General features: G+C 64.5%; 23 protein-coding genes. 19 read left to right on the forward strand and 4 right to left on the reverse strand.

Annotation, left to right across the window (positions count from 1 at the left end; all coding sequences use genetic code 11):
• Window positions 1–188 precede the first annotated feature (188 nt).
• The 4 genes from JQ553_RS29355 to JQ553_RS29370 all read left to right on the forward strand — a co-directional run bounded on the left by JQ553_RS29355 (window position 189) and on the right by JQ553_RS29370 (window position 3372).
• Window positions 189–1997: a sensor histidine kinase gene (locus JQ553_RS29355; protein WP_212503540.1), complete on the forward strand. Its 1809-nt coding sequence runs from the start codon at window positions 189–191 to the stop codon at window positions 1995–1997.
• A complete protein-coding gene (locus JQ553_RS29360; RefSeq protein ID WP_212503541.1) occupies window positions 1994–2560 on the forward strand; it encodes an HPr kinase/phosphorylase in 567 nt (188 codons plus the stop codon). Before JQ553_RS29355 ends, JQ553_RS29360 begins: the two co-directional genes overlap by 4 nt.
• Window positions 2561–2647: 87 nt before the next feature.
• The gene (locus JQ553_RS29365) at window positions 2648–3049 is read left to right on the forward strand and encodes a PTS sugar transporter subunit IIA (protein WP_212503542.1); all 402 of its coding nucleotides are present in this window, start codon (window positions 2648–2650) and stop codon (window positions 3047–3049) included.
• Window positions 3046–3372, forward strand: coding sequence for an HPr family phosphocarrier protein (locus JQ553_RS29370; protein WP_212503543.1), 327 nt, complete (start codon window positions 3046–3048; stop codon window positions 3370–3372). Before JQ553_RS29365 ends, JQ553_RS29370 begins: the two co-directional genes overlap by 4 nt.
• A 203-nt stretch (window positions 3373–3575) precedes the next feature.
• Here the strand turns inward: JQ553_RS29370 and JQ553_RS29375 are convergent, their stop codons facing one another.
• The gene (locus tag JQ553_RS29375; RefSeq protein WP_212503544.1) at window positions 3576–5189 is read right to left on the reverse strand and encodes a glycosyltransferase family 39 protein; all 1614 of its coding nucleotides are present in this window, start codon (window positions 5187–5189) and stop codon (window positions 3576–3578) included.
• 114 nt (window positions 5190–5303) lie between these two features.
• Here JQ553_RS29375 and lepA point away from each other — a divergent pair, with 114 nt between their 5' ends.
• Window positions 5304–7115, forward strand: coding sequence for a translation elongation factor 4 (gene lepA, locus JQ553_RS29380; RefSeq protein ID WP_212503545.1), 1812 nt, complete (start codon window positions 5304–5306; stop codon window positions 7113–7115).
• Window positions 7116–7215: 100 nt separating this feature from the next.
• The gene (locus JQ553_RS29385; protein ID WP_212503546.1) at window positions 7216–7545 is read left to right on the forward strand and encodes a hypothetical protein; all 330 of its coding nucleotides are present in this window, start codon (window positions 7216–7218) and stop codon (window positions 7543–7545) included.
• Window position 7546: 1 nt separating this feature from the next.
• Here JQ553_RS29385 and JQ553_RS29390 read toward each other — a convergent pair whose 3' ends face one another.
• Complete coding sequence (locus JQ553_RS29390; protein WP_212503547.1) at window positions 7547–8707, reverse strand: endonuclease/exonuclease/phosphatase family protein; 1161 nt, start codon at window positions 8705–8707, stop codon at window positions 7547–7549.
• Between the two features lie 280 nt (window positions 8708–8987).
• On the opposite strand from JQ553_RS29390, the gene JQ553_RS29395 reads away from it, so the two are divergent.
• The 4 genes from JQ553_RS29395 to JQ553_RS29410 all read left to right on the forward strand — a co-directional run bounded on the left by JQ553_RS29395 (window position 8988) and on the right by JQ553_RS29410 (window position 14237).
• A complete protein-coding gene (locus JQ553_RS29395) occupies window positions 8988–10214 on the forward strand; it encodes an MFS transporter (RefSeq protein ID WP_212503548.1) in 1227 nt (408 codons plus the stop codon).
• Between the two features lie 132 nt (window positions 10215–10346).
• The gene (locus JQ553_RS29400; RefSeq protein WP_212503549.1) at window positions 10347–11519 is read left to right on the forward strand and encodes an acyl-CoA dehydrogenase family protein; all 1173 of its coding nucleotides are present in this window, start codon (window positions 10347–10349) and stop codon (window positions 11517–11519) included.
• 128 nt (window positions 11520–11647) lie between these two features.
• Window positions 11648–13615, forward strand: a complete 1968-nt coding sequence (locus JQ553_RS29405) for a methyl-accepting chemotaxis protein (RefSeq protein WP_212503550.1) — start codon at window positions 11648–11650, stop codon at window positions 13613–13615.
• 166 nt (window positions 13616–13781) lie between these two features.
• On the forward strand, window positions 13782–14237 hold the full coding sequence (locus JQ553_RS29410) for a DUF1801 domain-containing protein (RefSeq protein WP_212503551.1): 456 nt from the start codon (window positions 13782–13784) through the stop codon (window positions 14235–14237).
• A 1-nt stretch (window position 14238) separates the two neighbouring features.
• On the opposite strand, the gene JQ553_RS29415 is transcribed toward JQ553_RS29410, so the two are convergent.
• On the reverse strand, window positions 14239–16443 hold the full coding sequence (locus tag JQ553_RS29415) for a bifunctional diguanylate cyclase/phosphodiesterase (protein WP_212503552.1): 2205 nt from the start codon (window positions 16441–16443) through the stop codon (window positions 14239–14241).
• 472 nt (window positions 16444–16915) lie between these two features.
• On the opposite strand from JQ553_RS29415, the gene mepA reads away from it, so the two are divergent.
• The 7 genes from mepA (at window position 16916) to JQ553_RS29450 (ending at window position 22143) form a co-directional block, all read left to right on the forward strand.
• Complete coding sequence (gene mepA / locus JQ553_RS29420; RefSeq protein WP_212503553.1) at window positions 16916–17863, forward strand: penicillin-insensitive murein endopeptidase; 948 nt, start codon at window positions 16916–16918, stop codon at window positions 17861–17863.
• Between the two features lie 160 nt (window positions 17864–18023).
• Window positions 18024–18230 (forward strand): molybdopterin-binding protein, encoded by a 207-nt coding sequence (locus tag JQ553_RS29425; protein ID WP_212503554.1) that lies wholly within the window; start codon window positions 18024–18026, stop codon window positions 18228–18230.
• Window positions 18231–18737: a hypothetical protein gene (locus JQ553_RS29430; protein ID WP_212503555.1), complete on the forward strand. Its 507-nt coding sequence runs from the start codon at window positions 18231–18233 to the stop codon at window positions 18735–18737.
• Between the two features lie 191 nt (window positions 18738–18928).
• Complete coding sequence (gene modA / locus JQ553_RS29435) at window positions 18929–19714, forward strand: molybdate ABC transporter substrate-binding protein (RefSeq protein WP_212503556.1); 786 nt, start codon at window positions 18929–18931, stop codon at window positions 19712–19714.
• A gap of 7 nt (window positions 19715–19721) precedes the next feature.
• Window positions 19722–20417 (forward strand): molybdate ABC transporter permease subunit, encoded by a 696-nt coding sequence (gene modB / locus JQ553_RS29440; RefSeq protein ID WP_212503557.1) that lies wholly within the window; start codon window positions 19722–19724, stop codon window positions 20415–20417.
• 2 nt (window positions 20418–20419) lie between these two features.
• Window positions 20420–21091, forward strand: coding sequence for a molybdenum ABC transporter ATP-binding protein (gene modC, locus JQ553_RS29445; RefSeq protein ID WP_212503558.1), 672 nt, complete (start codon window positions 20420–20422; stop codon window positions 21089–21091).
• 89 nt (window positions 21092–21180) lie between these two features.
• A complete protein-coding gene (locus tag JQ553_RS29450; protein WP_212503559.1) occupies window positions 21181–22143 on the forward strand; it encodes a hypothetical protein in 963 nt (320 codons plus the stop codon).
• 12 nt (window positions 22144–22155) lie between these two features.
• Here the strand turns inward: JQ553_RS29450 and JQ553_RS29455 are convergent, their stop codons facing one another.
• The gene (locus JQ553_RS29455) at window positions 22156–23949 is read right to left on the reverse strand and encodes a potassium/proton antiporter (RefSeq protein ID WP_212503560.1); all 1794 of its coding nucleotides are present in this window, start codon (window positions 23947–23949) and stop codon (window positions 22156–22158) included.
• 218 nt (window positions 23950–24167) lie between these two features.
• Here JQ553_RS29455 and JQ553_RS29460 point away from each other — a divergent pair, with 218 nt between their 5' ends.
• Window positions 24168–25484, forward strand: a complete 1317-nt coding sequence (locus JQ553_RS29460; protein WP_212503561.1) for a mechanosensitive ion channel family protein — start codon at window positions 24168–24170, stop codon at window positions 25482–25484.
• 104 nt (window positions 25485–25588) lie between these two features.
• On the forward strand, window positions 25589–26413 hold the full coding sequence (gene map / locus JQ553_RS29465; protein ID WP_212503562.1) for a type I methionyl aminopeptidase: 825 nt from the start codon (window positions 25589–25591) through the stop codon (window positions 26411–26413).
• The last annotated feature ends 7 nt before the right edge of the window (window positions 26414–26420 follow it).

Below are 26420 nucleotides of genomic sequence, written 5' to 3' on the forward strand. Positions count from 1 at the left end.
CCGGACATGGCGCGCGTGGCCAGCACAGACGGCAGCGTTTTCGAACGGAGCGGCTGGCGGTTCGCTTGAGGAAAGCGCGTCAAACAAAAATGATCGCAGCCCGGCTCTGATTGAAGCAGAATTGGGCTGCAACACGGGGCGATCGCCTGCATCGCGGGACACATCCAAACCAACCGGCAGTTTTGCCAGTGCTTGATCGAGCGCAGCCTGAGCTAGGATTGAACACCGAGGAAGCCGTACAGCTCCTCGAACATGAAGTCGTGGCCGACGACCCGGCACAGGAGAGAGGCTGGCGCCGTCCGATCGGCTGGCTGCGTCGCGCCGGCCAGTTTTTCTTTGCCCTCTCGTTCTCGAGCCTGACGCGCCGCATCGTCTCGCTCAACCTCGCCGGCCTCGTCGCGCTGGTCGCAAGCATCCTCTACCTCTCGCAGTTCCGTGCCGGCCTGATCGAGGCGCGCACACAGAGTCTGCTCGTCTATGCCGAGATCATCTCGGAGGCGATCGCGGCTTCGGCCACCGTCGAAGGCAATACCATCACCATCGATCCCGACCGGTTGCTCGACCTGAAGCCCGGCGAGAGCTTTGGCGCGCCCGATGAGTCCGCCGACTTCCCGATCAACCCCGAGCGCGTCGCGCCGGTGCTGCGCCGCCTGATCGCGCCGACCAAGACACGCGCGCGCATCTTCGACCGTGATGGCGGGCTGATCCTCGACAGCCGCAATCTTTTCGCGCGTGGCGACGTGCTGCGCTTCGAGCTGCCGCCGCCATCGGAAAAGCCTTCGTTCTTCGAGAAGACCAAGGCGGCGATCAAGACCTGGTTTAACCGTGGCGACCTGCCGGTCTATCGCGAGCTCGGGCCCGAGGGCGGCAGGGGTTATCCCGAGGTCGCCCAATCGCTCGACGGCGTGAAGAGCAGCATGGTGCGTGTCACCGAACGCGGCGCCGTCGTCGTGTCGGTCGCGGTTCCCGTGCAGCATTTCCGCGCCGTGCGCGGAGCGCTGATGCTGACCACCCAGGGCGACGACATCGACCAGATGGTGACGGCCGAGCGCCTCGCCATTCTGAAGGTCGGCGGCGTCGCTTCAGCCGTGATGATCGTGCTGTCGCTGCTGCTGGCGAGCACCATCGCCGGCCCCGTGCGGCGGCTTGCAGACGGCGCCGAACGCGTCCGCCGCCGTATCCAGACCCGCGTCGAGATTCCCGACTTCACCGGGCGCCGCGACGAGATTGGCCATCTCTCCGGCGCGCTGCGCGACATGACCAACGCGCTCTACAGTCGCATCGAAGCCATCGAGATGTTCGCCGCCGACGTCGCCCACGAGCTCAAGAACCCGCTGACCTCGCTGCGCTCTGCGGTCGAAACGATGCCGCTTGCGCGGAACGAGAACAGCCGCGCGCGGCTCCTCGCCGTGATCGAGCACGACGTCAAGCGGCTCGACCGCCTGATCTCCGACATCTCGGACGCAAGCCGTCTCGACGCCGAATTGCAGCGGCAGGACATGGCGCCGGTCGATTTGCGCCGGCTGTTGACGACGCTGACCGGCGTCGCCAACGAAACGCGGCTCGGCCACGACGTCGCGGTCGAGGCTCGCTTCGAGGGCCGCGGCCCGACCGACACGTTCTCCGTGCCCGGCCACGATTCACGCCTCGGCCAGGTGATCTCGAATCTGCTGTCGAACGCGCAGTCGTTCTCCAAGCCCGGCGACAGGGTGCGCATCGTCTGCCGCCGTGTGCGCAGCGAGGTCGAGATCGTCGTCGACGATGACGGCCCCGGCATCGGCGAGGATGCGCTGGAGCGTATCTTCGAGCGCTTCTACACCGACCGGCCGCACCAGGGCTTCGGCCAGAACTCCGGCCTCGGACTCTCGATCTCGAAACAGATCATCGAGGCGCATAGCGGGCGGATCTGGGCGGAGAACCGGCCGGGTCCCGTGGATGAAGACGGAGAGCCCACGGTGGCCGGCGCCCGCTTCGTCGTCAGGCTGCCGACGCCATGATCGGCAATCCAAGCGTGCATGCGTCCGCCGTTCTGGTCGGCGATCGCGCGGTGCTGATCCGCGGACCGTCCGGCTCCGGCAAGTCGCGTCTGGCCTTCGATCTGGTTCTTGCCGGACGAGCGGGATACCTCCCGAAGGCCATTTTGGTGGGTGACGACCGTGTCCATCTTGACACAGCCGGCGAACAATTGTGGGTCCGCCCGGCGCCGGAACTGGCCGGGTTGCTCGAGATCCGTGGCCTCGGAATCCGCCATTGCGCCTTCACCACGGAGGCTGTGGTCGGGCTTGTGGTCGACCTGGCCGCCGGCGATGCAGAGCGGCTGCCGCCGCCAGAGGCGCTCCAATGCCGAGTTTACGGTGTTTTGCTACCGCGAATCCCTGTTGGCGTCGGCTTTGAGCCCCTGCCGCTGGTTGTCGCGGCGCTGACGACAACTGAAAGTTCATGTCCCCGTAACATTATGGCTAATTGTGCGAAGGACATTAGTAACCATATGCCCTCCACTATCGCGTCCGATTTGGTCGGCGCAGCCTCCCATCTCTATCGCCAGGAACCGGGAGACTAGCCAAGATGTCCTCTTGCGCGGGACCTCTGGATGGTCAAAGTGGCGCGTTCGTGCGGTGCACCAAGGAGCGCCCGCGAGGAGTTTCCGATGATTGGTCTAGTGCTGGTGACCCATGGGCGCCTTGCCGACGAGTTCAGAGCGGCGCTTGAACACGTAATGGGTCCGCAGAAACAAATTGAAGCAGTTACGATCGGTGCCGAAGACGATGCCGATCTCTGTCGAAGCGACATCATCGAAGCGGTGAATCGCGTCGATAGCGGAGACGGCGTCGCCATCCTCACCGACATGTTCGGTGGTACGCCGTCGAACCTTGCGATCTCCTGCATGAGCCGCCCGAAGGTGGAAGTGCTCGCAGGCATCAATCTTCCCATGCTGGTCAAGCTAGCCAAGGTTCGCGAGGAGCGCTCGTTGCCCGATGCGATCGCGATGGCCCAGGAAGCCGGCCGCAAATACGTCACCATCGCCAGCCGCGTCCTCGCAGGCAAATGAGCGACGAGACCTCGGGTGCAAACGAAGTCGGTCCGAGGGTGCCTGCTGGCGCTATTTCCCGCGAGCTGATGATCGTCAACAAGCGCGGCCTGCACGCGCGGGCGTCGGCCAAATTCGTGCAGATGGTCGAGCGTTTCAACGCCGAGGTCTGGGTCACGCGCGGCAGCGAGACCGTCGGCGGAACCTCGATCATGGGCCTGATGATGCTCGCCGCCGGCCCCGGAACGTCGGTCGTGGTTTCCGCGGCAGGCCCCGAAGCGCAGGCCGCGCTCGATGCCATCGCCGAACTCGTCGCGAGCAAGTTCAACGAAGAAGGCACCTAGAGCATGATCCGCAAGAGTGTGTCGCGATTTTCTCTCGCGACAGACGCATGCCGTTTGCGCGGAGATCATGCTCAAGCAAAGAGATGAGATCATGATCGGTTCTGATTGAATCAGTACCGAGGCCTGGATTCTCGGCTTGACGCGTTTTCTTCAGGCGAACCGGCGGCCAGTTCGCTCAAGAACGCTAAAGCGCGAACACGGGGCTACTTCGCCGGCGGCACCAGATAGACTTTCCAGGCGGTCGACGGGCCGGGATGGCCGTGGAAGAAACGCTGAGTGTTCACCACCAGCGGCTCGGCATCCTTGGCGTGCTCCGCCATCCAGGCCTCACACGGCTTCAGAAAGATCGGATCGGTCGTGTCGCAGATGCCGATGAAGCCAAGCCGCTTGGCTTCGTCAAGCGAGGTCAATCCCGACGACCAGGCCTCTCCGGGCGTGATCGCCGCCGGATGATCGGGGCTGTAGAACGTCATCGGTTCGCTGATGTCGGTGCGGGCGGCGACGACCGCCCAGCGCGAATGGAATTTGTTCTGCCAGGTCGCGGTCAGTTCGCGCGCAAGCTCCGAACGCGCGGCATAGGTCGAGCCGCCGTTGTGGCTCGACGCCACTTCCTGAACGGCGATGCTGGGCGCGGCGAACAGCGTCACGATCGTGGCGACGAACCAGATCGCGGTAATCGCAAGCAGCGCCTTGCGCGGAATTCGCAAGCGAGGGATCGCGACCACCGCCAGCGGCACCAGGAAGAACAGCGGGATGCCCCAATCGGTCTTGATGTAGACCATGAACGCCAGCGCGCCCAGTGGCGGCCCGACCGCAACGATGAGCTGGATGACCCAGATGTTGAACGCCTGCGCTCGGTTGACGCCCGGATTCGGCCTACTCGACCAGATGCGTGAAAGCCCGGCCGATCGCCGCCACGGCGGCGCGCTCAGCGACAGGGCCAGCAGGCCGAGCAGCACAGGCGCGGCGAGCAGCGCGAGATTGTGCCCGATATAGCCGATCACGAGCTGGACGTTGAGCGCGCGGCTCGACAGCGCGTAGACGTCACCGGCATAGGTGAAGGGCAGGAAATCAACCTCCTCGAGCCAGACCAGATGCGGGACCATCGCCACGGCCACCGTAGCGATTGCAACCCACGGCGCTGGCGAGCGCAGGAACTGCAGCCGCTGCGGATGAAGCAGCGCGGTGAGGCCGATGGCGCCGATTACGGTCACCACCCAATATTTGGTCATCAGCGCGAGCGCGCCGGCAAAGCCGAGCCACAGGCCGGATTTCACGCTGCGCTTCTCGAACGCGTTGAGATAGGCCAGCACCAGGAGCGGCAACGGCACGAGCTGGGCCAGGTCGGCGTTGAACTTGAAGCCCTTGAAATTGAAGATCGGGTAGAGCGCGAGCATCACCACCACGAAGAAGGCGCGGCGCCGGTCCACGACCCGCAGCGCGATCCGCCAACAGACCACGAGCGCAAAGCCTGTGGTCGCCATCGCGAGCGCGTAGGACGACCAGTTGGTTACAGGGAAGATCCTGAACCAGACGCCGGCGATCCATCCTGACAGCGGCGGATGCTTGCCGTAGCCGAGCAGGAAGCGCTGTCCCCATGCATAGGCTTCAGCGACGTCCATGTGAACGTCCTGCGCGGCCTTGAGCTTGACCAGGATCAGCGTCCACAGCACTGCGTGGACCAGCGCGAAGCCGACCACGAGCCACACGCCGGCCCTTGGATCTGTCGCCCGCGAGGCCAGCCAGGCCGCCATCCGGCGAATGGTGAGCCTGCGCCTTGCGCGCGATGCGGCGGGTAAATAGGAGGCGGTCGACATGGTCTGTGCGTAGCGCGTTTTTGATGCCAGTGAAATCAGCTTGGCGTGAAGAAACACCCTTGAAATACAGCAATATGGTTGCCGCTTCGAGGTGCGGATGCTATCCCGCGCCCCATGACGACCGCCCCGATTTCCAACATCCGCAACTTCGCCATCGTCGCCCATATCGACCATGGCAAATCGACATTGGCCGACCGCCTGATCCAGATGACGGGCGGGCTGTCGGATCGCGAAATGGCGGGCAAGGAACAGGTGCTCGATTCGATGGATATCGAGCGCGAGCGCGGCATTACCATCAAGGCGCAGACCGTCCGGCTGAACTACCGCGCCAAGGACGGCAAGGACTACATCTTCAACCTCATGGACACGCCCGGCCATGTCGACTTCGCCTACGAGGTCTCGCGGTCGCTGGCGGCCTGCGAGGGTTCCCTGCTCGTGGTCGACGCGAGCCAGGGCGTCGAGGCGCAGACGCTTGCCAACGTCTACCAGGCGCTCGACAACAACCACGAAATCGTTCCGGTCCTGAACAAGGTCGACCTGCCGGCCGCCGAGCCCGAGAAGGTGAAGCAGCAGATCGAGGACGTGATCGGCATCGATGCCTCCGATGCCGTGATGATCTCGGCCAAGACCGGGCTGGGCGTGCCCGAGGTGCTGGAAGCCATCGTCACCCGCCTTCCGCCGCCGAAGGGTGACCGTGATGCGACCCTGAAGGCGCTGTTGGTCGACAGCTGGTACGACGTCTATCTCGGCGTGGTGGTGCTGATTCGCGTGGTCGACGGCGTGATGAAAAAAGGCCAGCGTATTCGCATGATGGGTACGGGAGCGGCCTACGACATCGAGCGCGTCGGCTTCTTCACGCCAAAGATGGAGCAGATCGACGAGCTCGGTCCCGGCGAGATCGGATTCATCACCGCGGCGATCAAGGAAGTGGCCGACACCCGCGTCGGCGACACCATCACCGACGACAGGAAGCCGATCAGCGAGATGCTGCCGGGCTTCAAGCCGGCGATCCCGGTCGTGTTCTGCGGCCTGTTCCCGGTCGACGCCAACGACTTCGAGACACTGCGCGCCGCGATGGGCAAGCTGCGGCTCAACGATGCGAGCTTCTCCTTCGAGATGGAGACCTCCGCGGCGCTGGGCTTTGGCTTCCGCTGCGGCTTCCTCGGCCTGCTGCATCTCGAGATCATTCAGGAGCGGCTGTCGCGCGAGTTCGACCTCAATCTGATCGCGACCGCGCCTAGCGTGATCTACAAGATGCATTTGACGGACGGCCAGGAGATCGAGATCCACAATCCCGTCGACATGCCCGACGTGGTCAAGATCGCCGAGATCGACGAGCCCTGGATCGAGGCCACGATCCTCACCCCCGACGAATATCTCGGCAGCGTGCTGAAGCTGTGCCAGGACCGCCGCGGTGCGCAAAAGGAGCTCACTTACGTCGGCTCCCGCGCGATGGTGAAATACGATTTGCCGCTCAACGAGGTGGTGTTCGATTTCTACGACCGCCTGAAGTCGGTCTCCAAGGGTTACGCCTCGTTCGATTATCATCTCACCGATTACAAGCCGGCCGATCTCGTGAAGATGCAGATCCTCGTCAACGGCGAGCCGGTCGACGCGCTTTCGATGCTGGTGCATCGCACCCGTGCCGAAGGCCGCGGCCGCGCCATGGTCGAAAAGATGAAAGAGCTGATCCCGCCGCACATGTTCCAGATCCCGATCCAGGCGGCGATCGGCGGCAAGGTGATCGCCCGCGAGACGGTGCGCGCGCTGCGCAAGGACGTGACCGCGAAGTGCTATGGCGGCGACATCACCCGCAAGCGAAAGCTTCTCGAGAAGCAGAAGGAAGGCAAGAAGAAGATGCGGCAGTTCGGCAAGGTCGACATTCCGCAGGAAGCCTTCATTGCCGCGTTGAAGGTGGACAGTTGAGGCGTCGCCGCGGGCGCGCTTGATGTCCATGGTTTTCCCAGCAACAAAACGTGCCACGATTTCAATCGCCATTGCACATCGTGAAAACTAAGCTGCAGTCATGTTGCGAATCGTGTTCCTCTCGACCGTAATTCTCCTGTTGGTGCAGCCGGACCTGAGCTCGGCCGCTTCAGCGAAAAAGCGGCATGTCGCCCGCTGGCATGGCTACGGCTTCCTGCCCGGCTACCGGCAGCCGCCCAACGAAACCATTCCGGTGTTTGGTCCGCGTGGCGCCGCCCGCGGCCTGCCGGACTATTCGCCACGCTACTGGTATGGCGACGACCTCTATTATTTCGGCCAGCCCGGATTCTACCGCGGGCGCTACAATGGCGGCAGCTTCGGTCCGTGCTGGAGCTGGACGCCGATCGGGCGGGCCTGGCATTGCGGTTAGGCTAGCCGCGGCGCTTCCTGGCTGCCTTCTTCGCGGGCGCCTTCCGCGCTGAGCTCTTGGCGGCTTTCTTTGGTGCTTTCTTCGCCGCCTTGCCGGACTTCTTCTTCGCCGTCCTGGTACCCCCAGCCTTCTGCTCCGCGTTGTCGGCATCGTGGCTATTGGCGACGTCGTCGAGATAGGTATCGGTCTTGTCGACGTCGAATTGCGACCACATGATGAGATGGTCGGACATCTGGTATGTCCGCCACTCCTTGAAGCTCCTGGCGTTGGTCGCCTTGAACGGTTTCGCATAGCGCTTTTCGTCATTGTACACGTAGTCGTAAAAATCGAACACGCCCGCCTGGCGGTTGATCAGCCCTTCGGTGCGCTTGAAGAAGGCGATCTGGTCGTAGAACTTGTCCTTGGTGACGTTTGAGCCGGGCACCTTCTGCAACTGATCCGGGATGACGAAGCCGCTCTTCACGAGTTCCTGAAACGTCTTGTCGCTGTGCTTGGCGATGTTGAAATCGCCGAGCAGCACCAGGTTCTCGGGCGAGTAGGAGACGCGCTTGTCGGTGTTGATGTAGTCCTTGGCTTTCTTGGCCAGGACGCCCGCAGTCGCCTCGATTTCTCCCACACGCCGCCGGTCCTCGTCGCCCTTCCCGTAATAGATGTGGACGGTGCAAAGGTTGAACTTGGCCCATCCCGCCTGAAATCCGCAGATGAATGGCGTACGAGCGATCTGCGCGACGATCTTGGATTCCTTCGGAGGCAGCACGATCTCGCCGGCAAGCCCGGTGAACGAAACCTGGTTCTTGTCGAACAGGAACGCGAGCCGTTCAGCATTGCCGCCCTGCGCATAGCTCACATCGGTGAAGATGACGTCCCAATGCGGCCCTAACAGCCGCATCACCCTGCGCAACTCGTCGAGATTCCGGCGAACCTCCTGCACCGCTACCAGATCGAAATGATTGATGCATTCCGCGATGAAGAAACGGGCGTCCTGCATACGCTCGCCGTATTTGGTGCCGCCGAACTCGCGAATATTCCAGGTCGCAAGCAGCAGCCTGCCCGCGCCCTTGGTGGGAATCTTGTTGGAGAGGCCTGCTCGCAAATCCTTCAAGCCGCTGGTGATCCTGAGAACCTCGGTTTTCTCGGCCCGACGTAATGGCGTGTAGTCCATGATCGCTCCTAGACAGGAACTCGCGTAATCAGTTTCGAAAATCAAACAAGCAGGTTGGATTTTGATAATAAAGCTACCTGAGCGTGCGGCCAATTGAACTGCGACATCTTGTTGCGTATCGCCCAGCGGTCGGGAAGCGCCGATCGCGACTTGCGCTGCTCCGCACGGCGTGCGGCGCGAGGTCCGCGAATCGAGTGAGCGACCTTGCCCACGGCCGGCAGATGAGCCACCATCCCGCTCGCGCGAGCCAGCAACATCAACCGCGCGTCCGAGGAAACGCATGAGCAAGACCACTCGGTTCGATTATGGCTGGGTCGTCGTCGGCGCGGGGGCACTGATGACGTGCGTCGGCTTCGGCACGATGCTTTCGCTGGCCGTATTCCTGCAGCCGATTTCGGAAGCGATGGGTTGGTCGCGCGCGGGCGTATCGGCGGCGGCGACGCTGAATTTCCTGTGCATGGGTTTTGCAGCGTTCCTTTGGGGCACGCTGTCCGACCGGTTCGGCACGCGCATGGTGGTGCTTGCGGGCAGCCTGCTGCTCGGTCTTGGCCTTGTGACCGCGAGTCAGGCCGCGAGCCTGTGGCAGTTCCAGCTTTACTTTGGCGCGCTGATCGGCGTTGCCGCCGGCAGCTTCTATGCGCCGATGATGGCGCTTGCGAGCGCGTGGATCGACAGGCATCGCAGCCTCGCCGTGGCATTGGTCTCCGCCGGTATGGGCGTGTCGCCACTGACGGTCGCACCGTCGGCAAGCTGGCTGATCACGGCCTATGACTGGCGCACCGCGATGCTCGTGATCGGCATCGCGGCGTGGGCATTGTTGATCCCGGCCTGCTTCCTGGTGCGCCCGGCACCGCAAGGAACGAACGTCGCGGGCGCGACCGCCGCCGGCGCGCCGGAAACCGAATGGACCGTTGCGCAGGCGCTGCGCACACCGCAATTCATCACGCTCGCGGCGGCGCATTTCGCCTGCTGCGCGGCGCATTCCGGCCCGATCTTCCACATGGTGTCTTACGCCATGATCTGCGGCATCGCGCCGTTGACCGCGGTCACGGTCTATAGCCTTGCCGGCTTCTCCGGGCTCGGCGGCCGTCTCCTGCTCGGCGCGCTGGCGGATCGTCTCGGCGCCAAGCCGGTGCTGGTGGGCGGTCTATTCGTGCAGGCGCTGTGCATCGCGACCTATCTTGTCGTGGCGCAGCTTGGCGAGTTTTACGCGCTGTCGATCGTATTCGGCCTCGCCTATGGCGGCGTGATGCCGCTCTATGCCGTGCTGGTGCGCGAGTTCTTCGGCGCGCGCATCATGGGCACCGTGTTCGGCGCGGTGTCGGCCTTTGCGAGCCTCGGCATGGCGCTCGGTCCGTGGGCCGGAGGCCTCGTGTTCGACATCTCCCACGGATACACGTGGCTGCATGCCGGTTCCTTTGCCATCGGCCTTGCCGCGGTCGCAGTGGCGCTGAGTTTTCCATCGAAACGCCAGCAATCGCTCGATCTTGGCCGCGCGGCCGCCTGACGCGGTTTGCAAGCTTGCGCGCAAGGTGGATGGCTGATCTGCAACGGCGGTATCCCACCTTGCCCTCCCTTCCCGGATAGGCCACCATCCCCCGCCCGCACAACAACAACGTGAAATGGGCAAAGGAAACGCATGAACAGGCCTGAGGCTTTCAATCTCGTCGAACGGGCGCGCGCGCTACAGCCCCTCATCATCAGCGAAGCTGACGAGATTGAACGGACGCGGCGGCTGACGCCGGCCGTCACCTCGGCGCTGGTCGAAAACGGGCTTTATCGCGCGCTGCTGCCGCGCAGCTTTGGCGGCGCCGAGGCGCCACTCGACATATTCATGCAGATGCAGGAGGAGATCGCCAAGGCCGACGCCTCGACTGCCTGGTGCCTCGGCCAGTGCAGCGTCTGCGCCATGACCGCGGCCTATCTTGCGCCGGAGGCCGCCAACGAGATCTTCAACTCGCCGCCCGGCATTCTGGCCTGGGGCGCAATCGCGCATGAGGTTCGCGCCGAGCCTGGCGGTTACCGTGCGAGCGCGCGCTGGGATTTCGCATCCGGCTCGCGGCAGGCGAGTTGGCTCGGCGCCCATGTCCGCGTCGTCGAGGCCGACGGCACGCCGCGCAAGAAGCCGGATGGCTCGCCGGAAATTCGCACCATCCTGTTCCCGGTGACATCGGCCACGATGCACGACGTCTGGGACGTGATCGGGCTGAAGGGCACCGGGACGGATTCCTACTCGGTCGAGAACCTCTTCATACCGGAGACGTTCGCGGCGCTGCGCGACGACCCCGCAGCATTGTGCGAGTCAGGACCGCTCTACAAGCTCTCAACCAACATGGTGTTCAGCATGGGCTTTGCCGCGACCTCGCTCGGCGTCGCGCGTGCCACGCTGGATGCAGTCACGGAGCTTGCGCGCGGCAAGACGCCCCAGGGGCTCAAGGCAATGCGCGACAACAATGCCGTGCAGGGCCTGATCGGCCGCACCGAGGCCAGCCTGCGCGCCGCGCGGGCCTACCTTTACAGCACGGCGAACGACGTCTGGAGCAACCTGTCGCGCGGCGATTCCCTCACCGAGGCCGATCGCGTGGCGATCCGCATCGCCTCGACCTGGACCATTCACCAGTCGGCCTCGGTGGTTGACACCGCCTATCACATGGCAGGCGCGACCGCGGTATTCGCGAAGAATCCCTTTGAACGACGGTTCCGTGACATGCACGCGATCGCACAACAGATCCAGGCGCGCGACACGCAGTATGAAGACGCCGGCAAGGCGATCCTTTCGGCTGATCTGAGCGCGCCGCCATCGGCGCGATAGAGTTTGCCATGCAATCGAACCGGAGCTGCCCTGCGTCAGCAGACCAATCTGCGGGCCGGCATGTCCGGTGTTGTTAAGCATTTTCTGCAATTTTCGGAGAAAGCCGCTCGTGGAGTTCTCCGTTTACCATGCTCAAGACCAGATCGATCGCCGCCCGCCTGATCCTCGCCATTTCACTAACCGTCGCGGCCGCCTGTGCCGTCCTCGGCGGCTTCTCGGTCGCCCAGCAGCGCGAACTGACGCGGCTCGCGCTCGATCAGCAGCTCAAGCTGCAATATGACAGTGTGACCGCCGCGATCGACTATGAGGGGCGCACGGCGCTGGCGGTCTCCGCCGCGATCGCCGCGCTGCCGCCGGTCGGCGACGCCGTCGCCAAGGGCGATCGCGACGGCCTCGGCGCGCTGCTCAGCGGGACCATGGAGTCGGTGAAGGCCCAGGGAATTCCACTGATTACGTTCTGGCAGCCGCCCGCAATCGCCTTTTACCGCGCCCACGCCCCGAAGGTCTTCGGCGAGGACGCCTCCGCGCGACGCACCACCGTGGTGGAATCGCTGAAGAGCGGCAAGCCGATCGTCGGCGTCGAACCCGGCCGCGAGGCGCTCTCGATCTTCGGCATGACGCCGATCATGCGTGACGGCAAGAGCATCGCCAATGTCGATGTCGGCGCGGCCTTCGGCAGGGAATTCGTCGAGCGCGCCAAGAAACGCTTCGGCATCGACCTCGCGGTGCACTCGTTCGACGGTAAGGCCTTCAGGCGGCTGTCATCGACCTATGGTGACGGCGAACTCGTCACGGCGGATGAACTCAGGGGCGTGATCGACGGCCCTCCGTTGCGCCGTGACACCGAACTCAACGGTCATCCGAGTGCGGTCTATGTCGGACAGATCAAGAACTATGCGGGGCAGCCGGTCGGCGTGCTCGAGATCATCAAGGACACGACCGAATATGAGGCGGCGGCAGCAAGCGCGCAGCGCCACCTCATCCTCGGCACCGCGGTGATCCTCGCGCTCGCGGTGCTGCTCGCCTTCCTGCTCGGCCGCGGCCTGTCGCGGCCGCTGGCCGCGATCACGGCGGTGATGAACCGCCTCTCCGCCGGCGACACCAGCATCACGATTCCCGGCAGCGATCGCCGTGACGAGCTCGGCACCATGGCCAAGGCGGTCGACGTGTTCCGCCGCAGCATGATCGAGGCGGGTAGCCTGCGCACCGCGCAGGAAGCGGACAAGGCGAAGGCCGAAGCCGAGAAGCAGGCGCTGCAGCGGCAGATGGCCGACCGCTTCGAGGCCGACGTCAACGGCATGGTCGCCGCGGTCGCCCGCGCGACGCAGGACATGGAGCGCGCCGCCGGCGACATCACCGCGAGCGTCAACGGTACCTCCGTGGAGGCTGCGGCCGCGGCCGCCGCCTCCGAACAGGCCTCGACCAGCGTCAGCACGGTTGCCGCCGCAACCGAGGAGCTCGCCTCCTCGGTGTCCGAGATCGGCCGGCAGGTCACGCATTCGAGCCGGGTCGCGGACAACGCCGTGGTCAAGGCACAGGAGACCACCCAGATGGTCGAAAGCCTCGCCTCCGCGGCCGAGAAGATCGGCGACGTCCTGCGCCTGATCAGCGAAATCGCGAGCCAGACCAACCTTCTGGCGCTCAATGCCACGATCGAGGCGGCGCGTGCCGGCGAGGCCGGCCGCGGCTTCGCCGTGGTCGCCGCCGAGGTGAAGGGACTTGCGAGCCAGACCGCGAAGGCGACCGAGGAGATCGCGGGACACGTCTCCGCGATCCAGACGGCGACCGGCGATTGCGTCATCGCGATCGGCGGCATCAGCGATACGATCCGCGAGATCAGCGGAATCGCGACCACGATCGCGGCCGCCGTCGAGGAACAGGATTCAGCGACGCGCGAGATCGCGCGCAGCGTGCAGCAGGCCTCCGCCGGCACCAGCCAGGTGTCGAACAACGTCGCCGGCGCGAGCCGCGCCGCGGACCAATCCCGCGCGCTGGCAGGCAACGTCCTGGCCGTTTCCGGCGAGCTTGGCCAGCAGGCAAGCGCCTTGATGCAGAGCGTGGATACCTTCCTCGCCGGGCTGCGCAACGCGGCTTAGAGGTGGAAATCAGCCTTCCGAAAAGGTCAAGCCTAATCGATGAGATCATGATGCGTTTCTGTAGAGTCGCATCATGATGTAGGTCACGGCGCGTGGGTCAGTCTGTGCGGGCTTTCGCCTGACCAGCGGTTGGCCTATCTTCCCTCCTGCCCTCGCGGAGTCCGCCATGCCCCAGCAGGCAAGACGCAGCAATGTGACAGGAACGAGCAACCTGGAGCGCGGAGAGGCGTTCTTCGGAGCCTATCCCGCGCCGGTCAAGGCCAAGCTGCTCGCACTGCGCCGTCTCATCTTCGACACCGCGAAAGCGACCAAGGGCGTAGGCGCCCTCGAGGAGACGCTGAAATGGGGACAGCCGAGCTACCTCACGCCGGAAACGGGAAGCGGCAGCACCATCCGGATCGATCAGGTGAAGCCGGCCACGGACCAATACGCGCTCTACTTTCATTGCCAGACCAATCTGGTCGAGACGTTTCGCGAGCTGTATCCCGAGCTGAGCTACAGCGGTAACCGCGCGATCCTGCTCAAGGTCGCCGACAGGCTCCCCGAGGCCGAGTTGCGCCACTGCGTGGCGCTGGCGCTGACCTATCACTTAAGGAAGCCGAAGGCGGGTCGCGCGACGTAACCTACGCCGCGTCCGCCGCCCCGCCGCGCTGCGCCCTCAGCAGGCTGACAACGTCGGCATTCGGCCGCGCGCGGCTGAACAGGAAGCCCTGGGCCTCATGGCAGCCTTCGGTGCGCAGACAGCTCAATTCGGCCTCGGTCTCGACGCCTTCAGCGGTGATCGTCACGCCAAGGCCGATGCCGAGGCTGATGATCGAACGGACGATCGCCTGGGCATCGCGGTTGGAGCCGAGGTCGCGCACGAAGGACCGATCGATCTTGATCTTGTCGAACGGAAAGCTGCGGAGGTAGCTCAGGCTCGAATAGCCAGTGCCGAAGTCGTCCATCGAGATGTGCACACCGAGAGCGCGCAGCGCGTGCAGCGTGGCCAGCACCTTGCTGCTCTTCTCCAGCAGCAGCGTCTCGGTGATCTCGAGCTCGAGCCGCCGCGGCGGCAGGCCGGATTGCTTCAACGCGTCGGTGACGAGCGTCAGCAAATTGCCGGCGCGGAATTGCAGCGGCGAGAGATTGACCGCAACGCGAACGTCGTCCGGCCACTGTGCCGCGTCCAGACAGGCGCAGCGCAGCATCAGTCCGCCAAGCGGGTTGATGAGGCCGGTTTCTTCGGCGACCGGAATGAACTCACCGGGCGAGATCATGCCGCGCTCCGGATGCAGCCAGCGCACCAGGGCCTCAAACCCGGTAATGTGGCCGCTCGTGAGATCGACCAGCGGCTGGTAGTACGGCCGGAGGTCCTCATTATGGATCGCATCACGCAGATCGACCTCGATCTTGCGGCGGCTCTGGGCGCGTGCGTCCATCTCCGCCTCGAAGAACGAGAAGGTGCCACGGAACTCGCTCTTGGCGCGCGACAGCGCCATATCGGCGCTCTTCAAGAGCTTCTCCGAATCCTCGCCGTCGCCGGGCGACATCGCAATTCCGATGCTGGCGCCGATCGTTACCGAATGGCCGTCGAGCAGATAGGGCTCGCCGATCACCTCGAGGATGCGCTTGGCGAGCAGCGCGGCGTCCTCGGGCCGTGCGATCCCGCATTGCACGATCGTGAACTCGTCGGAGTTGAGGCGGGCCAGCGCGTCGTCCTCGCGCAAGGTCGAGCGCAACCGCTTTGCAACGTGGCGCAGCAACTTATCGCCGACGCCATGGCCGAGCGTGTCGTTGACCGCCTTGAAACTGTCGAGCCCGAGCATCAGCACCGCGACCTTGTCCAAGCTGCGGCGCGTGTGCAGCAGCATCTCGTCCATCCTCTGGCGCAACAGATTTCGGTTCGGCAACCCGGTCAGACCGTCATGCTGGGCCATGAAGGCAAGCCGCGCCTCGGCTCGTTTGCGCTCGGTCATGTCCATCAAAGCGAGCATCATCGCCGGCTGATTGCCATACATCAACTGGCGCGAATAGATCGCGAGATCGATCAGCGTTCCGTCGGCGCGCACATGCTTCCAGGTCCGCGCCGCCTGCTCGTCGCTGCTGCGCCCGGCGGCCCATGGCAGTTCCGTATCGAACGCCTGCAGGCTCTTGATCGTCAGCCTCTCGAAATCGGCGCGGACGTAGCCGTAATGGGCGATTGCCGCATCGTTGACGCCGAGGATGCGCTCCCCGTCGAGCGCGCACAGAATCATCGGCACCGGGTTGCCGTCGAACAAAAGGCGGAACGACGCCTCGCGTTGCTTCAATTCGGTGATGTCGACCCGGAGCCCGACGATGCCGCCATCCGAGGTCAGCCGCTCTTCGATCAGAATGACGCGGCCGTCCGCCAGCGTCTGCTCATGCCGTTCGCCTGGCTGATAAAGCTTCTTGAGCCGTTCGGCGATCCATTCCTCCTCGCGGCCCTTGGCCTCGGGATAGTCGCCGCGCTCGACGCCGATCCGGATGGTGTCCTGCAGGCGCGCGCCGTGCTCGAACAGATCGGAACTGCGCTTGTAGATTTCTGCGTATTTCTTGTTCCAGAGGATGTAGCGGCCGTCGGCATCCAGGAACACGATGCCCTGCGGCAGGATATCGATTGCTTCGCGGAGTCTCTCATGGGACTTGCGGGCCTCCGCAATCGCCGCCTCGGCCTCGGCGCGCCGGCGTACCATTTCGCCAATCGCACCAGCGGCTCGGCGCGAATCGCTTGCCAGTTTCGGCACGGCCTTGGCCGACTGGCCCGGACGACGGGACTCGGCGGCCCGCTTCGGTTGCTTGATTTTCTTTGGCCGTATTGCCGGCATCGCACGCCTCACGCGCATTTTCAGTTTGGCGGTACTTCTGCGATAAGTGTCTGAAAAATTAGTGTCTATTGCCGTCCGCCCGGACCGGGCGATGACCTGTCGGCTGCCCGATTAAGAGGCGCCTCTCCGCGCGGCGCGAGGCTCTGACGCGGTCCGCGCGACATCCATCGCACATTCGCACGGCAGACGCATCGCGGCATGGTGAGAATTCCGTAAACATGCGCGTGCTTGCACAATGAATGCGCGGATGAAGCGCCTCACGCACCAAAATTCGTCAGCGAACAATGGGGTTATGGTGCGGTTAACGACACGACCCGTTTCGGGGTGCCTTCTAATTCGTGATCGCGCGGCACCCCAACGTGAGCAAGCAGGCGCGGGTCGAGTCCAGGCTGTGGGCGATCAACCGATTGCCATTGATGTGCGGCCCGTGCCCGGGAAATCCATGCTAGGCTCGTGTGGACAGAGTGATCCGATGACACCCCGCCTGCTTCTGATCCCGCTTCTCGCAATCGTCTTCGTCGCCAGCGCGGCATCCGCGCGGGCGCAGGACAAGGGCTCGCTCAATCCCAAGCCGCTGCCGCCGCTCGCCAACCCGCACGATCCGAAGATCGCAGCCAAGGAGTTGTTCGCGCGCAAGGTGCTGCCGGCGGCGATGCCGACGCGTTCGATCGGCTCCTATGCCAAGGGCTGTCTCGCCGGCGCCGAGCAGATGCCGCTCAACGGCGAGACCTGGCAGGTGATGCGGCTGTCGCGCAATCGCTATTGGGGCCATCCAAACATGATCGCGCTCTTGAAGCGGCTCGCCGCCAAGGCGCGCAAGGATGCAGGCTGGCCGGGCATCCTGGTCGGCGACATCGGCCAGCCGCGCGGCGGACCAGCGCTGAGCGGCCATGCCAGTCACCAGATAGGGCTCGATGCCGACATCTGGCTGACACCGATGCCGGATCGCAGATTGTCGCGCGAAGAACGCGAGGAGACGTCGGCAGTGATGATGGTACGTGACGACCGGCTCGATATCGATCCAAAAGTCTTCACGCCGAGTCATGTTCTCGTCATCAGAGACGCGGCACAGGAGCCGGCCGTGCAACGCATCTTCGTCAACGCCGCGATCAAGAAGGCGCTGTGCCGTGAAGCCACGGGCGACCGCAGCTGGCTGTCAAAGATCAGGCCGTGGTGGGGCCATGACTACCACTTCCACATCCGCATGCGCTGCCCTGTGGGCAGCCCAGAATGCGAGGGGCAACGGTCGCAGTCGGAGGACGAAGGCTGCAAACCGGACGATCTTGCCTACTGGTTCAAGGATTCGGTGCTGCACCCGAAGCCCCCGCCGAAGCCGCCGAAACCGCGTCCGCCGATGACGCTCGCGCAGATGCCAGCCGCCTGCAAAACCGTGCTGAACGCGCCAGACGCTAGGCCGTAACATCGTCGGGCCGCTATCCACGCCTTATCGGAATTGCTAGGGTACGGATCGTAGCGCCGTCAGCGCTACTTCCCGGGAACGATGATCTCCCGACACTTCAACTTAACGTCACATCTGCGCGAACAATTGCGCAGCAATGCAACAATTGCGAGGAGCCGTCATGCGCATCAGTGCACGTAACCAGATCAAGGGCACCGTCGTCGAGGTGAAGAAGGGCGCGACCACTTCTCACGTTCGCGTCGATATCGGCGGCAATGTGATGACATCGGCGATCACCAACGAGGCAGTTGACGACCTCGGTATCAAAGTGGGCGGCAAGGTCATCGTCGTCGTCAAGGCGTCGGACGTAATGATCGCGGTGGACTAAGTGCGCAAACCGCTTCTCACCGCGTTGCTGCTGCTCGGTGCCGTCCCCGCCTTCGCCGCGGAAGAACCGAGCGGCTGCGACAAGTTCAAATGGCCGATCGATCGCGAGCGCGCGGCGCTCACCGCGCCCGATCGCGCCAGGCTTGCATCGGGGAGCGAGCAGGCGGCGTTGCCGGCAACGGGCATCACGCTGGCGCTAGCTGCGCCGGCGGATGCCAAATTGCCGACGCCGCCTGAGCGCGCGCCGAAGGACGGCACCTTTGCCGGCTTCACCAGCTTCAAGACAGCGCCGAAGGCCGGGCTCTATACTGTCAGCCTGTCCGCCGGCGCCTGGGTCGATATGGTGCAGGGCGGACACTTCCTTAGGCCCAAGGCTTTCAGCGGCGCGACCGATTGCGACGGTATCCGCAAGACAATGAAATATGAGCTCTCCGCGAGCCCATTCGTGCTGCAGATCAGCGGCACCAGGGAAAATTCGATCTCAATCGCAATCCTGCCGACAGAGTAAAGGAGTCCGTTGGACAAACGGCCGCCTTTACCCGGCCGACCAGCCTGATATTGTTGGGCTATCGCGATATCCCTGACGACCGTAAGTCCTCCGGGGAGCTGCGGAACAGCGCTTCCGTCCGTCGCATTCCTGACTCACCAACGCCTGACTCGCGTGGCCATTTGCGCGCGAGCTCGCACGGAGCGCTTCGCATGTCACGCATTGCCGGACTTTTCGCTGCTTTCGTCATCCTGCTGGGCGCGACGCACTCGCCTGCGGCCGCAGAAGACAAGACCCTCACCGTGTTCGCCGCCGCCTCGATGAAGAACGCGCTCGACGACATCAACGCAGCCTATACCGCCAAGACAGGTGTCAAGGTCAGCGCCAGCTATGCCGCAAGCTCCGCGCTTGCGAAACAGATCGAGCAGGGCGCGCCGGCCGACGTGTTCGTCTCCGCCGACACCGACTGGATGGACTATGCGATCAAGCAGAAGACCATCAACGAGCCGACACGGGTCAATCTGCTCGGCAACAGCATCGTGCTGATCGCGCCAAAGGATTCCAAAATCGACAACGTCACGATCGCCCAGGGCTTCGATCTCGCAAAGCTCGCCGGAGACGGCAAGATCGCCACCGGCGACGTCAAGTCGGTGCCGGTAGGCAAATACGCCAAAGCGGCGCTGGAGAAACTCGGCGCGTGGCAGGCGGCCGAGCCGAAATTCGCGATGGCCGAAAGCGTGCGTGCGGCGCTGACATTGGTGGCGCGCGGCGAGGCCGCGCTCGGCATCGTCTATTCGACCGATGCCAAGGTCGAGCCCGGCGTCAAGGTCGTCGGTACTTTTCCCGCCGATTCGCATCCCGCGATCATCTACCCGGTCGCCGCGACCACGACGGCGAAGCCGGAGACCGCCGAATATCTCGCCTTCCTGCGCTCGACGGCGGCGAAGACGATCCTGGAGAAATACGGCTTCAAGTTCCTGATCAGCCCGACGACCTGAAGCAGAAGTGTTTGAGATTTCGCCGACCGAATGGACGGCGATCCTGCTCTCGCTGCGGGTCGCCATCATCGCAACGCTGGTGGCTACCCCGTTCGGGATTGCGCTTGCCTGGGCGCTGGCGCGCCACGATTTCTGGGGCAAATCGGTGCTCGATGCTGCGGTTCATCTGCCGCTCGTTCTGCCGCCGGTGGTCACCGGCTATCTTCTATTGCTGACGTTCGGCCGCCGCGGGCTCGTCGGCGGCTTTCTCGCCGATTATCTCGGCATCGTCTTCGCGTTTCGCTGGACTGGCGCCGCGCTCGCCTGCGGCGTGATGTCGTTTCCGCTGCTGGTGCGGCCGATCCGGCTCTCGATCGAGGCGATCGACCGGCGCCTGGAGCAGGCAGCCGAGACGCTGGGGGCCGCGCCATGGCGCGTGTTTTTCACGGTCACGCTGCCGCTGGCGCTCCCGGGCGTGCTCGCCGGCATGGTGCTCGGTTTCGCCAAGGCGATCGGCGAGTTTGGCGCGACCATCACCTTCGTCTCCAACATTCCCGGCGAAACCCAGACCATTTCTTCCGCGATCTATTCGCTGATCCAGACGCCTGATGGCGACGCGGCAGCGGGACGGCTCGTCATCATCTCCGTCATCATCGCAATGGGGGCGCTGATCGGCTCCGAGTGGTTCGCGCGCCGCGCGACGCAGCGCCTGCACGGGAACTGACCATGCTGCGCGTCGATGTCAAAAAGCAGCTCGGTGAATTCCAACTATCGGCCTCCTTCACGAGCCAAGGCCGCGTCACCGGCCTGTTCGGAGCCTCAGGCTCCGGCAAGACCTCGCTCATCAACACGATTGCCGGGTTGCTGCGCCCCGACCGCGGCACCATCGAGATCGACGGCGAGACCGTCGACGACACCGCGGCCGGCATCCACATCCCGACCTTTCGCCGCCGCATCGGCTATGTCTTCCAGGACGCCCGGCTGTTCCCTCATCTCGACGTCCGGCAGAACCTCGACTACGGCCGCCGCATGAACGGCCTTGTCGACGATCCCGCGCAGCGCAGGCGCATCGTCGAGCTGCTCGACATCGGCAACCTGCTCGACCGCCGTCCGGGCAAACTGTCCGGCGGCGAACGCCAGCGGGTCGCGCTCGGCCGCGCGCTGTTGGCCAGGCCACGGCTGCTGCTGCTTGATGAGCCCCTTGGCGCGCTCGACGAGGGACGCAAGCTGGAGATCCTGCCTTATCTGGTGCGGCTGCGGGATGAGGCCGGTATCCCGATGGTCTATGTCAGCCATGATGCAGCCGAGCTCCGCCAGCTCGCTACCCAGATCGTGATGCTCCGCCGCGGCGAAGTCACCGCATTCGGCGGCGTGAAGGTGCTGACGGCGACGCCGTAGCTAACGGTTTTCCGCGCAAGCTGGCATAAGATGGTCTAGCTTGTTGGCTAGGGCCCAATCATATCGGGCGCAACCGGGAAGGCGGGTTTTTGCGGAATACTGGCTGGATATTGTTGCTGGTCGGCCTGCTGCTTTGCGCGACGATCGCGTGGGCCGCGCTCGGATTCCTGTTGATGGGTATCGGCTTGATCGTGCTGCAGATGCCCCCGCGGAGCCGGGGACCGGCAGATCCCGCGGTGGCGGTGGCGGCGGAGCTCGGCCTTCCCGCCCTCGAAGTCGGACTACAGCCCCCGACCATCGGGCCTGTAGCCCCACGCGAGGCTGCGCCCTCGCTGCAGCGGCGCCGGCTCGACCGACCGGCGAACCGCGGCGATGCCTCCTACGACAGGGAGGCCTGGCGCGTGCTCGTCGCGAGCGATCCCGATCTCGAGCAAGTCGTGGCGGTCCTCGCCGATTACGGGCCGCAATATGTGGATGAGCTCGCGACCAGTTATCTGGCGGCCCCCGACAAGAGCCGTCTCGCTGATGTGGTCGAGGCGATCGTGGCAAGGGCGCGCGGGAGCCAGCCGCCCCCACTTCCAACTCCGCCCGGGCCGCCGCCGCCGGTTCTCCGGCCAGGGCCGCAGGCGGTCACTGCCTCCGAAGACAAACGGCCAGACCGTTTGTCGCGCGCGCCGGCAAAGCGGACGGACGATCTCGAAGCGTCGGTGATTGCCGCCTTCGAAGAGGCATCTGCCAAGGCCGCCGCGAGGCGCGTCGTTTCGGAAAACAGGGCCGAAACCGCCCGGCCCGCGGCCCCGACCCGGCGGGAGCCTGCTCTTGGCAGCATCCCCAAGGGCCAGTCGCCGCCGGACAACGCACCGACCGGCGAGCCTGATGCGTCGCTGATCGCAGCGCTGGCGGAGATATCCGGCGAGAAGGCGCCCGAAAACCCCGAGCCGCCCAAGCCGGCCTCCGACGCAAAGGAGGCGGCGAGCGGGCCGGTCGACAAAAGCCTGACCGACTTGATCAGCAAATTCGCCCCGGATTCGAACTTCCTGCGAAAGCAGTAAGCCGCCGCCACATTAAACGCCCGCCACCGACGCCCAGATATCCGCAAGCTTACGCCTCAAGGCCTGCGCGCGCGTCGCCGGCGCAACCTGCTCCTCCTCTTCCGGCAAGCGGAGGCCGACGACGTTGACGCGCCCGCCGCCGATATTGCGCGCCACTAGCACAATCGAGTCGAGCGCGAGCTCGGCACCTTGCTTCGGCGCGCGGTCGAGATTGATGTCGAAGTAATCGGCCAGCGTCAGCTTGGCCTGGTGCTCGTCGACCTTGACCCCGTAGATCTCGGCGAGTTCGCCGAGCGTGTGCTCGCCCGAGACCATGAAGTCGCCGAGCAGATGCGGATCGGGGGCGGTCGACGGCGCCATGTCGACGAAGAAACGGTCGAGCGATTCGGCACGTTCCGGCGGCGCCAGCAGATAGAGATAGTCGCCGGGCGCGATCGGATCGGCCTCGGCCGGCGTCAGGATCCGCTCGTCGCGGATCACGAGCGTCGGCTTCGACCAGGACGGGATCAGCCCGCGCCGGAAATACAGGCTCTTCGGCCGCACCGGATAGCCGACGAGCTGCTGTTCGAGCTGGCCGGGCAGGTCGAGTTCGACGCGCCGCGGACCGCGTTCGGCGCGCGGCAGCGCGACATGCAGCCGCCGTGCCGCCGGCGCCAGCGTCCAGCCTTGCAACAGCAGCGAGATGATGACGACGACGAAAGCGACGTCGAAGTAGAGATAGGCCTTGGACAGGCCGACCAGCATCGGGATCGAGGCGAGAAAGATCGCGACCGCACCCCGCAGGCCGGTCCAGGCAATGAAGACCTTTTCCCGCCAATTGAACTTGAACGGCGCAAGACAGATCAGCACCGCCAGCGGCCTCGCGATCAGCATCAGCGCAAACGCCACCAGCACCGCGCCGCTGGCGCTTGCGAGCAGGCGATGCGGCGATACCAGAAGGCCGAGCAGGACGAACATCACGATCTGCGCAAGCCAGGTCGCGGCGTCGAGGAAGGTCACGACGGAATTGTGCGCGCGGGTCGGCCGGTTGCCGATAATGATGCCGGCGAGATATACGGCGAGAAATCCCGATGCATGCGCCATCTGCGAGCCGCCAAATATCACCAAGGCGGCCGTGGTGACGAACGGCGCATGCAGCCCCTGCGGCAGCGCGACATAGTTCATCGCCAGCACCACCAGCCGGCCGCCGATCACCCCGATGATGGCGCCGAGTACGGCCTCGCGGATGAATTCCGCCCCGATATGCGACGCCGAGCTTCCGCCGATCGAGATGAACTCGACCAGCATCAAGGTGAGGAAGATCGCGAACGGATCGTTGGTGCCGGATTCCGCCTCCAGCGTGGCACCGACGCGAGGACGCAGCCTCAGCCCCTGGGTGTGCACCAGCAGGAACACCGCGGCAGCGTCGGTCGAGGCAACCACCGCGCCCACCAGGAGCGACTCGGTCCAGTTGAGGTCCAGCGCATATCTGGCGACCGGCGCGGTGATCAGGGCGGTCAAAAGCACGCCGACGGTCGCAAGCACCATCGACGGCGCGAGCACGGTGCGGATGCTGTGAAAGCGTGTCTTCAATCCGCCGTCGAACAGGATCAGCGCCAGCGCCACCGAGCCGACGAGGTAGGTGGTTCGCACGTCGTCGAACTGCAGTTGGCCCGGCCCGGAATCGCCGGCCAACATGCCGATCAGCAAGAACACCAGCAGCAAGGGAGCGCCGAAGCGCAGGGCCAACAGGCTCGACAGGATCCCGGCCATCACCAGAACCGCGCCGAGCAGGATCGCTATACTGACCGAGTCGAGAGAAGCCATGCGCCTTCAAAGGGGTGTCAAATGCTTGGAATTGCATCCTTATCGTCGCCACACTTGGACGCCAACCGATTTCTGGTCGTCGCGGCAATCTGCCCTTCGTTACGGCCTTACGCCGCCTCGACCGTGTCGTATCGATGGTCGCACGCGCGCCTTTGTGGGATTCTGCCGGGCCTTCGAATCACACTCACCTGACCTGCGCTTCAATTGAGATTTTCCCGATGGATATGAAGGACGTTCTGGAATCGATCCAAATGGCGGCGCGCTCGGTCGGCGCCGAGATCGCCTCCCCTTGGTTCTACCTTCAGTTCGGCATCATGCTCGTGGGCGCCGGGGTCGCCTACGCGGCCGACGCCGCCATTCACGCGCGGGTCGACATGACATCGCTGGCGATGCGCTGGCCGCTGCCGCTGCGGCACTTCGCGCGCGTCATGGTGGCGAGCGCCTCGACAGCCATATTCGCGGTGCTGATGGTGATCTCGCGCGTCATCATGTGGCACACGACCTGGCCGAGCCGCAGCTACCTGCTCGCCGTCGCCGCCAAGCTGGCGCTGGCGTGGCTGGTCATCCGCCTCGTAACTTCGGTGATCCAGAACGCCTTCATCGTCCGCCTGGTGTCGCTGGCGGCCTGGGTGGTCGCGGCGCTTAGCATCATCGGCGAACTCGATTGGGCCGCCGAGACACTGGACTCCTACGCGATCGTGGTCGGCGGCCTGCGGCTGACGCCGCTCTTGCTGATCAAGGCCGGCGCGCTGCTGATCGTGGCGCTCTGGCTCACCAACATTGCCAGCAATTTCGTCGAGAGCCGCATCAACCGCGCCACCGACCTGACGCCGTCGATCCAGGTGCTGCTGGTCAAGATCATCCGCATCGGGTTGATGGTGGTCGCGATCACGATCGCGCTTGGCGCGGTCGGCATCAACCTGTCCGCGCTCGCGGTGTTCTCCGGTGCGGTCGGCGTCGGCATCGGTATCGGACTGCAGAAGATTGTCGCCAACTTCATCTCCGGCATTATCCTCCTGGCCGACAAATCGGTGAAACCCGGCGACCTCGTGACCATCGGCGACAGCCAGGGCCGCATCAGCGCGATGAAGACCCGCTACATCTCGGTCGCCGCCGGCGACGGCCGCGAGTTCCTGATCCCGAACGAGGACCTGGTCACGCAGAAGGTCACCAACTGGACCTATACCGACAAGAACACGCTGGTGAAGATCGCCTTCGCCACCAACTACGACGCCGATCCGCGCCTCGTCTGCAAGCTCGCGATCGAGACCGCCGCGGCGCACCCGCGCGCGACCAAGGGCAAGCCGCCGAATTGCATCCTGACCGAATTCGCCGAGGCCGGCATGAAGTTCTCGTTAACCTTCTGGATCTCCGACCCCGACGGTATGGACAATGTGAAGAGCGACGTGATGCTGGCGCTCTGGGAGGCGTTCAAGAGCCAGAGCATCCGAGTACCCTATCCGGTGCGGGAACTCCGCATCCGTGGCGGCGCATTGCCGATCGAGAGCGTCGTTGAGGTTTCCGGTGGAAATTAAGCGTTCGGGTATCGTTCCCATGCTCGGCCTTGGCTTGCGCGGGCGGCCGCGATCATTAAATTAAGGTCCTCCAACCAGCCCATTTGCACCGAACCGCCCCGCCCATGAGCTATATCGAAGCCACCGATACATCACTGCGCAAGACCGGACAGATCAAATTGCACGGGCAGAGCGGCTTTGCCGGTATGCGCAAGGCAGGGAGCCTGGTGTCGAAGTGCCTCGACGAGCTGACCGACATCGTCAAGCCGGGCGTCCCGACCTCGACGATCGACGAGTTCGTCCGCAACTTCGCCTTCAGCCACGGCGCCTATCCGGCGACACTGATGTATCGCGGATATCGCTACTCGACCTGCACCTCCATTAATCACGTGGTCTGCCACGGCATGCCCGGCGACCGCCCGCTCAAGGAAGGCGACATCGTCAACATCGACGTCACCTTCATCGTCGACGGCTGGTATGGCGACTCCAGCCGCATGTATGCGATCGGCGCAATCGCGCGCAAGGCCGAACGGCTGATCGAAGTGACCTACGAGGCGATGATGCGCGGCATCGCCGCCGTGCGGCCCGGCGCCACCACCGGCGATATCGGCCACGCCATCCAGAGCTATGTCGAGCCGCAGGGCATGAGCGTGGTGCGCGACTTCTGCGGCCACGGCCTGGGGCGGCTGTTCCACGACGAGCCGAACATCATCCATATCGGCCGCCCCGGCGAGGGCGTGCCGCTCAGGCCCGGCATGTTCTTCACCATCGAACCGATGATCAATCTCGGCAAGCCGCACGTGAAGATCCTCTCCGACGGCTGGACCGCGGTGACCCGCGACCGCTCGCTGTCGGCCCAATTCGAGCATTCGGTCGGCGTCACCGCGGATGGCGTCGAGATCTTCACGCTGTCGGCGCTCCATGGCGAGAAGCCCTGGGTAGCGGTGTAACAAGCCG

The organism is Bradyrhizobium lablabi (assembly GCF_018131005.1).
In the GTDB taxonomy this organism is placed as follows: Bacteria; Pseudomonadota; Alphaproteobacteria; order Rhizobiales; family Xanthobacteraceae; genus Bradyrhizobium; species Bradyrhizobium lablabi_D.

What these genes read in the sequence shown, in the direction of transcription:
- JQ553_RS29360 (WP_212503541.1), top strand. Translation starts at nt 1,994, where the DNA reads ATGATCGGCAATCCAAGCGTGCATGCGTCCGCCGTTCTGGTCGGCGAT.
- JQ553_RS29395 (WP_212503548.1), top strand. Translation starts at nt 8,988, where the DNA reads ATGAGCAAGACCACTCGGTTCGATTATGGCTGGGTCGTCGTCGGCGCG.
- JQ553_RS29375 (WP_212503544.1), bottom strand. Translation starts at nt 5,189, where the DNA reads ATGTCGACCGCCTCCTATTTACCCGCCGCATCGCGCGCAAGGCGCAGG.
- JQ553_RS29365 (WP_212503542.1), top strand. Translation starts at nt 2,648, where the DNA reads ATGATTGGTCTAGTGCTGGTGACCCATGGGCGCCTTGCCGACGAGTTC.
- JQ553_RS29425 (WP_212503554.1), top strand. Translation starts at nt 18,024, where the DNA reads ATGCGCATCAGTGCACGTAACCAGATCAAGGGCACCGTCGTCGAGGTG.
- modA (WP_212503556.1), top strand. Translation starts at nt 18,929, where the DNA reads ATGTCACGCATTGCCGGACTTTTCGCTGCTTTCGTCATCCTGCTGGGC.
- mepA (WP_212503553.1), top strand. Translation starts at nt 16,916, where the DNA reads ATGACACCCCGCCTGCTTCTGATCCCGCTTCTCGCAATCGTCTTCGTC.
- JQ553_RS29390 (WP_212503547.1), bottom strand. Translation starts at nt 8,707, where the DNA reads ATGGACTACACGCCATTACGTCGGGCCGAGAAAACCGAGGTTCTCAGG.
- JQ553_RS29370 (WP_212503543.1), top strand. Translation starts at nt 3,046, where the DNA reads ATGAGCGACGAGACCTCGGGTGCAAACGAAGTCGGTCCGAGGGTGCCT.
- JQ553_RS29410 (WP_212503551.1), top strand. Translation starts at nt 13,782, where the DNA reads ATGCCCCAGCAGGCAAGACGCAGCAATGTGACAGGAACGAGCAACCTG.
- JQ553_RS29405 (WP_212503550.1), top strand. Translation starts at nt 11,648, where the DNA reads ATGCTCAAGACCAGATCGATCGCCGCCCGCCTGATCCTCGCCATTTCA.
- JQ553_RS29460 (WP_212503561.1), top strand. Translation starts at nt 24,168, where the DNA reads ATGGATATGAAGGACGTTCTGGAATCGATCCAAATGGCGGCGCGCTCG.
- map (WP_212503562.1), top strand. Translation starts at nt 25,589, where the DNA reads ATGAGCTATATCGAAGCCACCGATACATCACTGCGCAAGACCGGACAG.
- JQ553_RS29455 (WP_212503560.1), bottom strand. Translation starts at nt 23,949, where the DNA reads ATGGCTTCTCTCGACTCGGTCAGTATAGCGATCCTGCTCGGCGCGGTT.
- lepA (WP_212503545.1), top strand. Translation starts at nt 5,304, where the DNA reads ATGACGACCGCCCCGATTTCCAACATCCGCAACTTCGCCATCGTCGCC.
- JQ553_RS29385 (WP_212503546.1), top strand. Translation starts at nt 7,216, where the DNA reads ATGTTGCGAATCGTGTTCCTCTCGACCGTAATTCTCCTGTTGGTGCAG.
- JQ553_RS29415 (WP_212503552.1), bottom strand. Translation starts at nt 16,443, where the DNA reads ATGCCGGCAATACGGCCAAAGAAAATCAAGCAACCGAAGCGGGCCGCC.
- modC (WP_212503558.1), top strand. Translation starts at nt 20,420, where the DNA reads ATGCTGCGCGTCGATGTCAAAAAGCAGCTCGGTGAATTCCAACTATCG.
- JQ553_RS29400 (WP_212503549.1), top strand. Translation starts at nt 10,347, where the DNA reads ATGAACAGGCCTGAGGCTTTCAATCTCGTCGAACGGGCGCGCGCGCTA.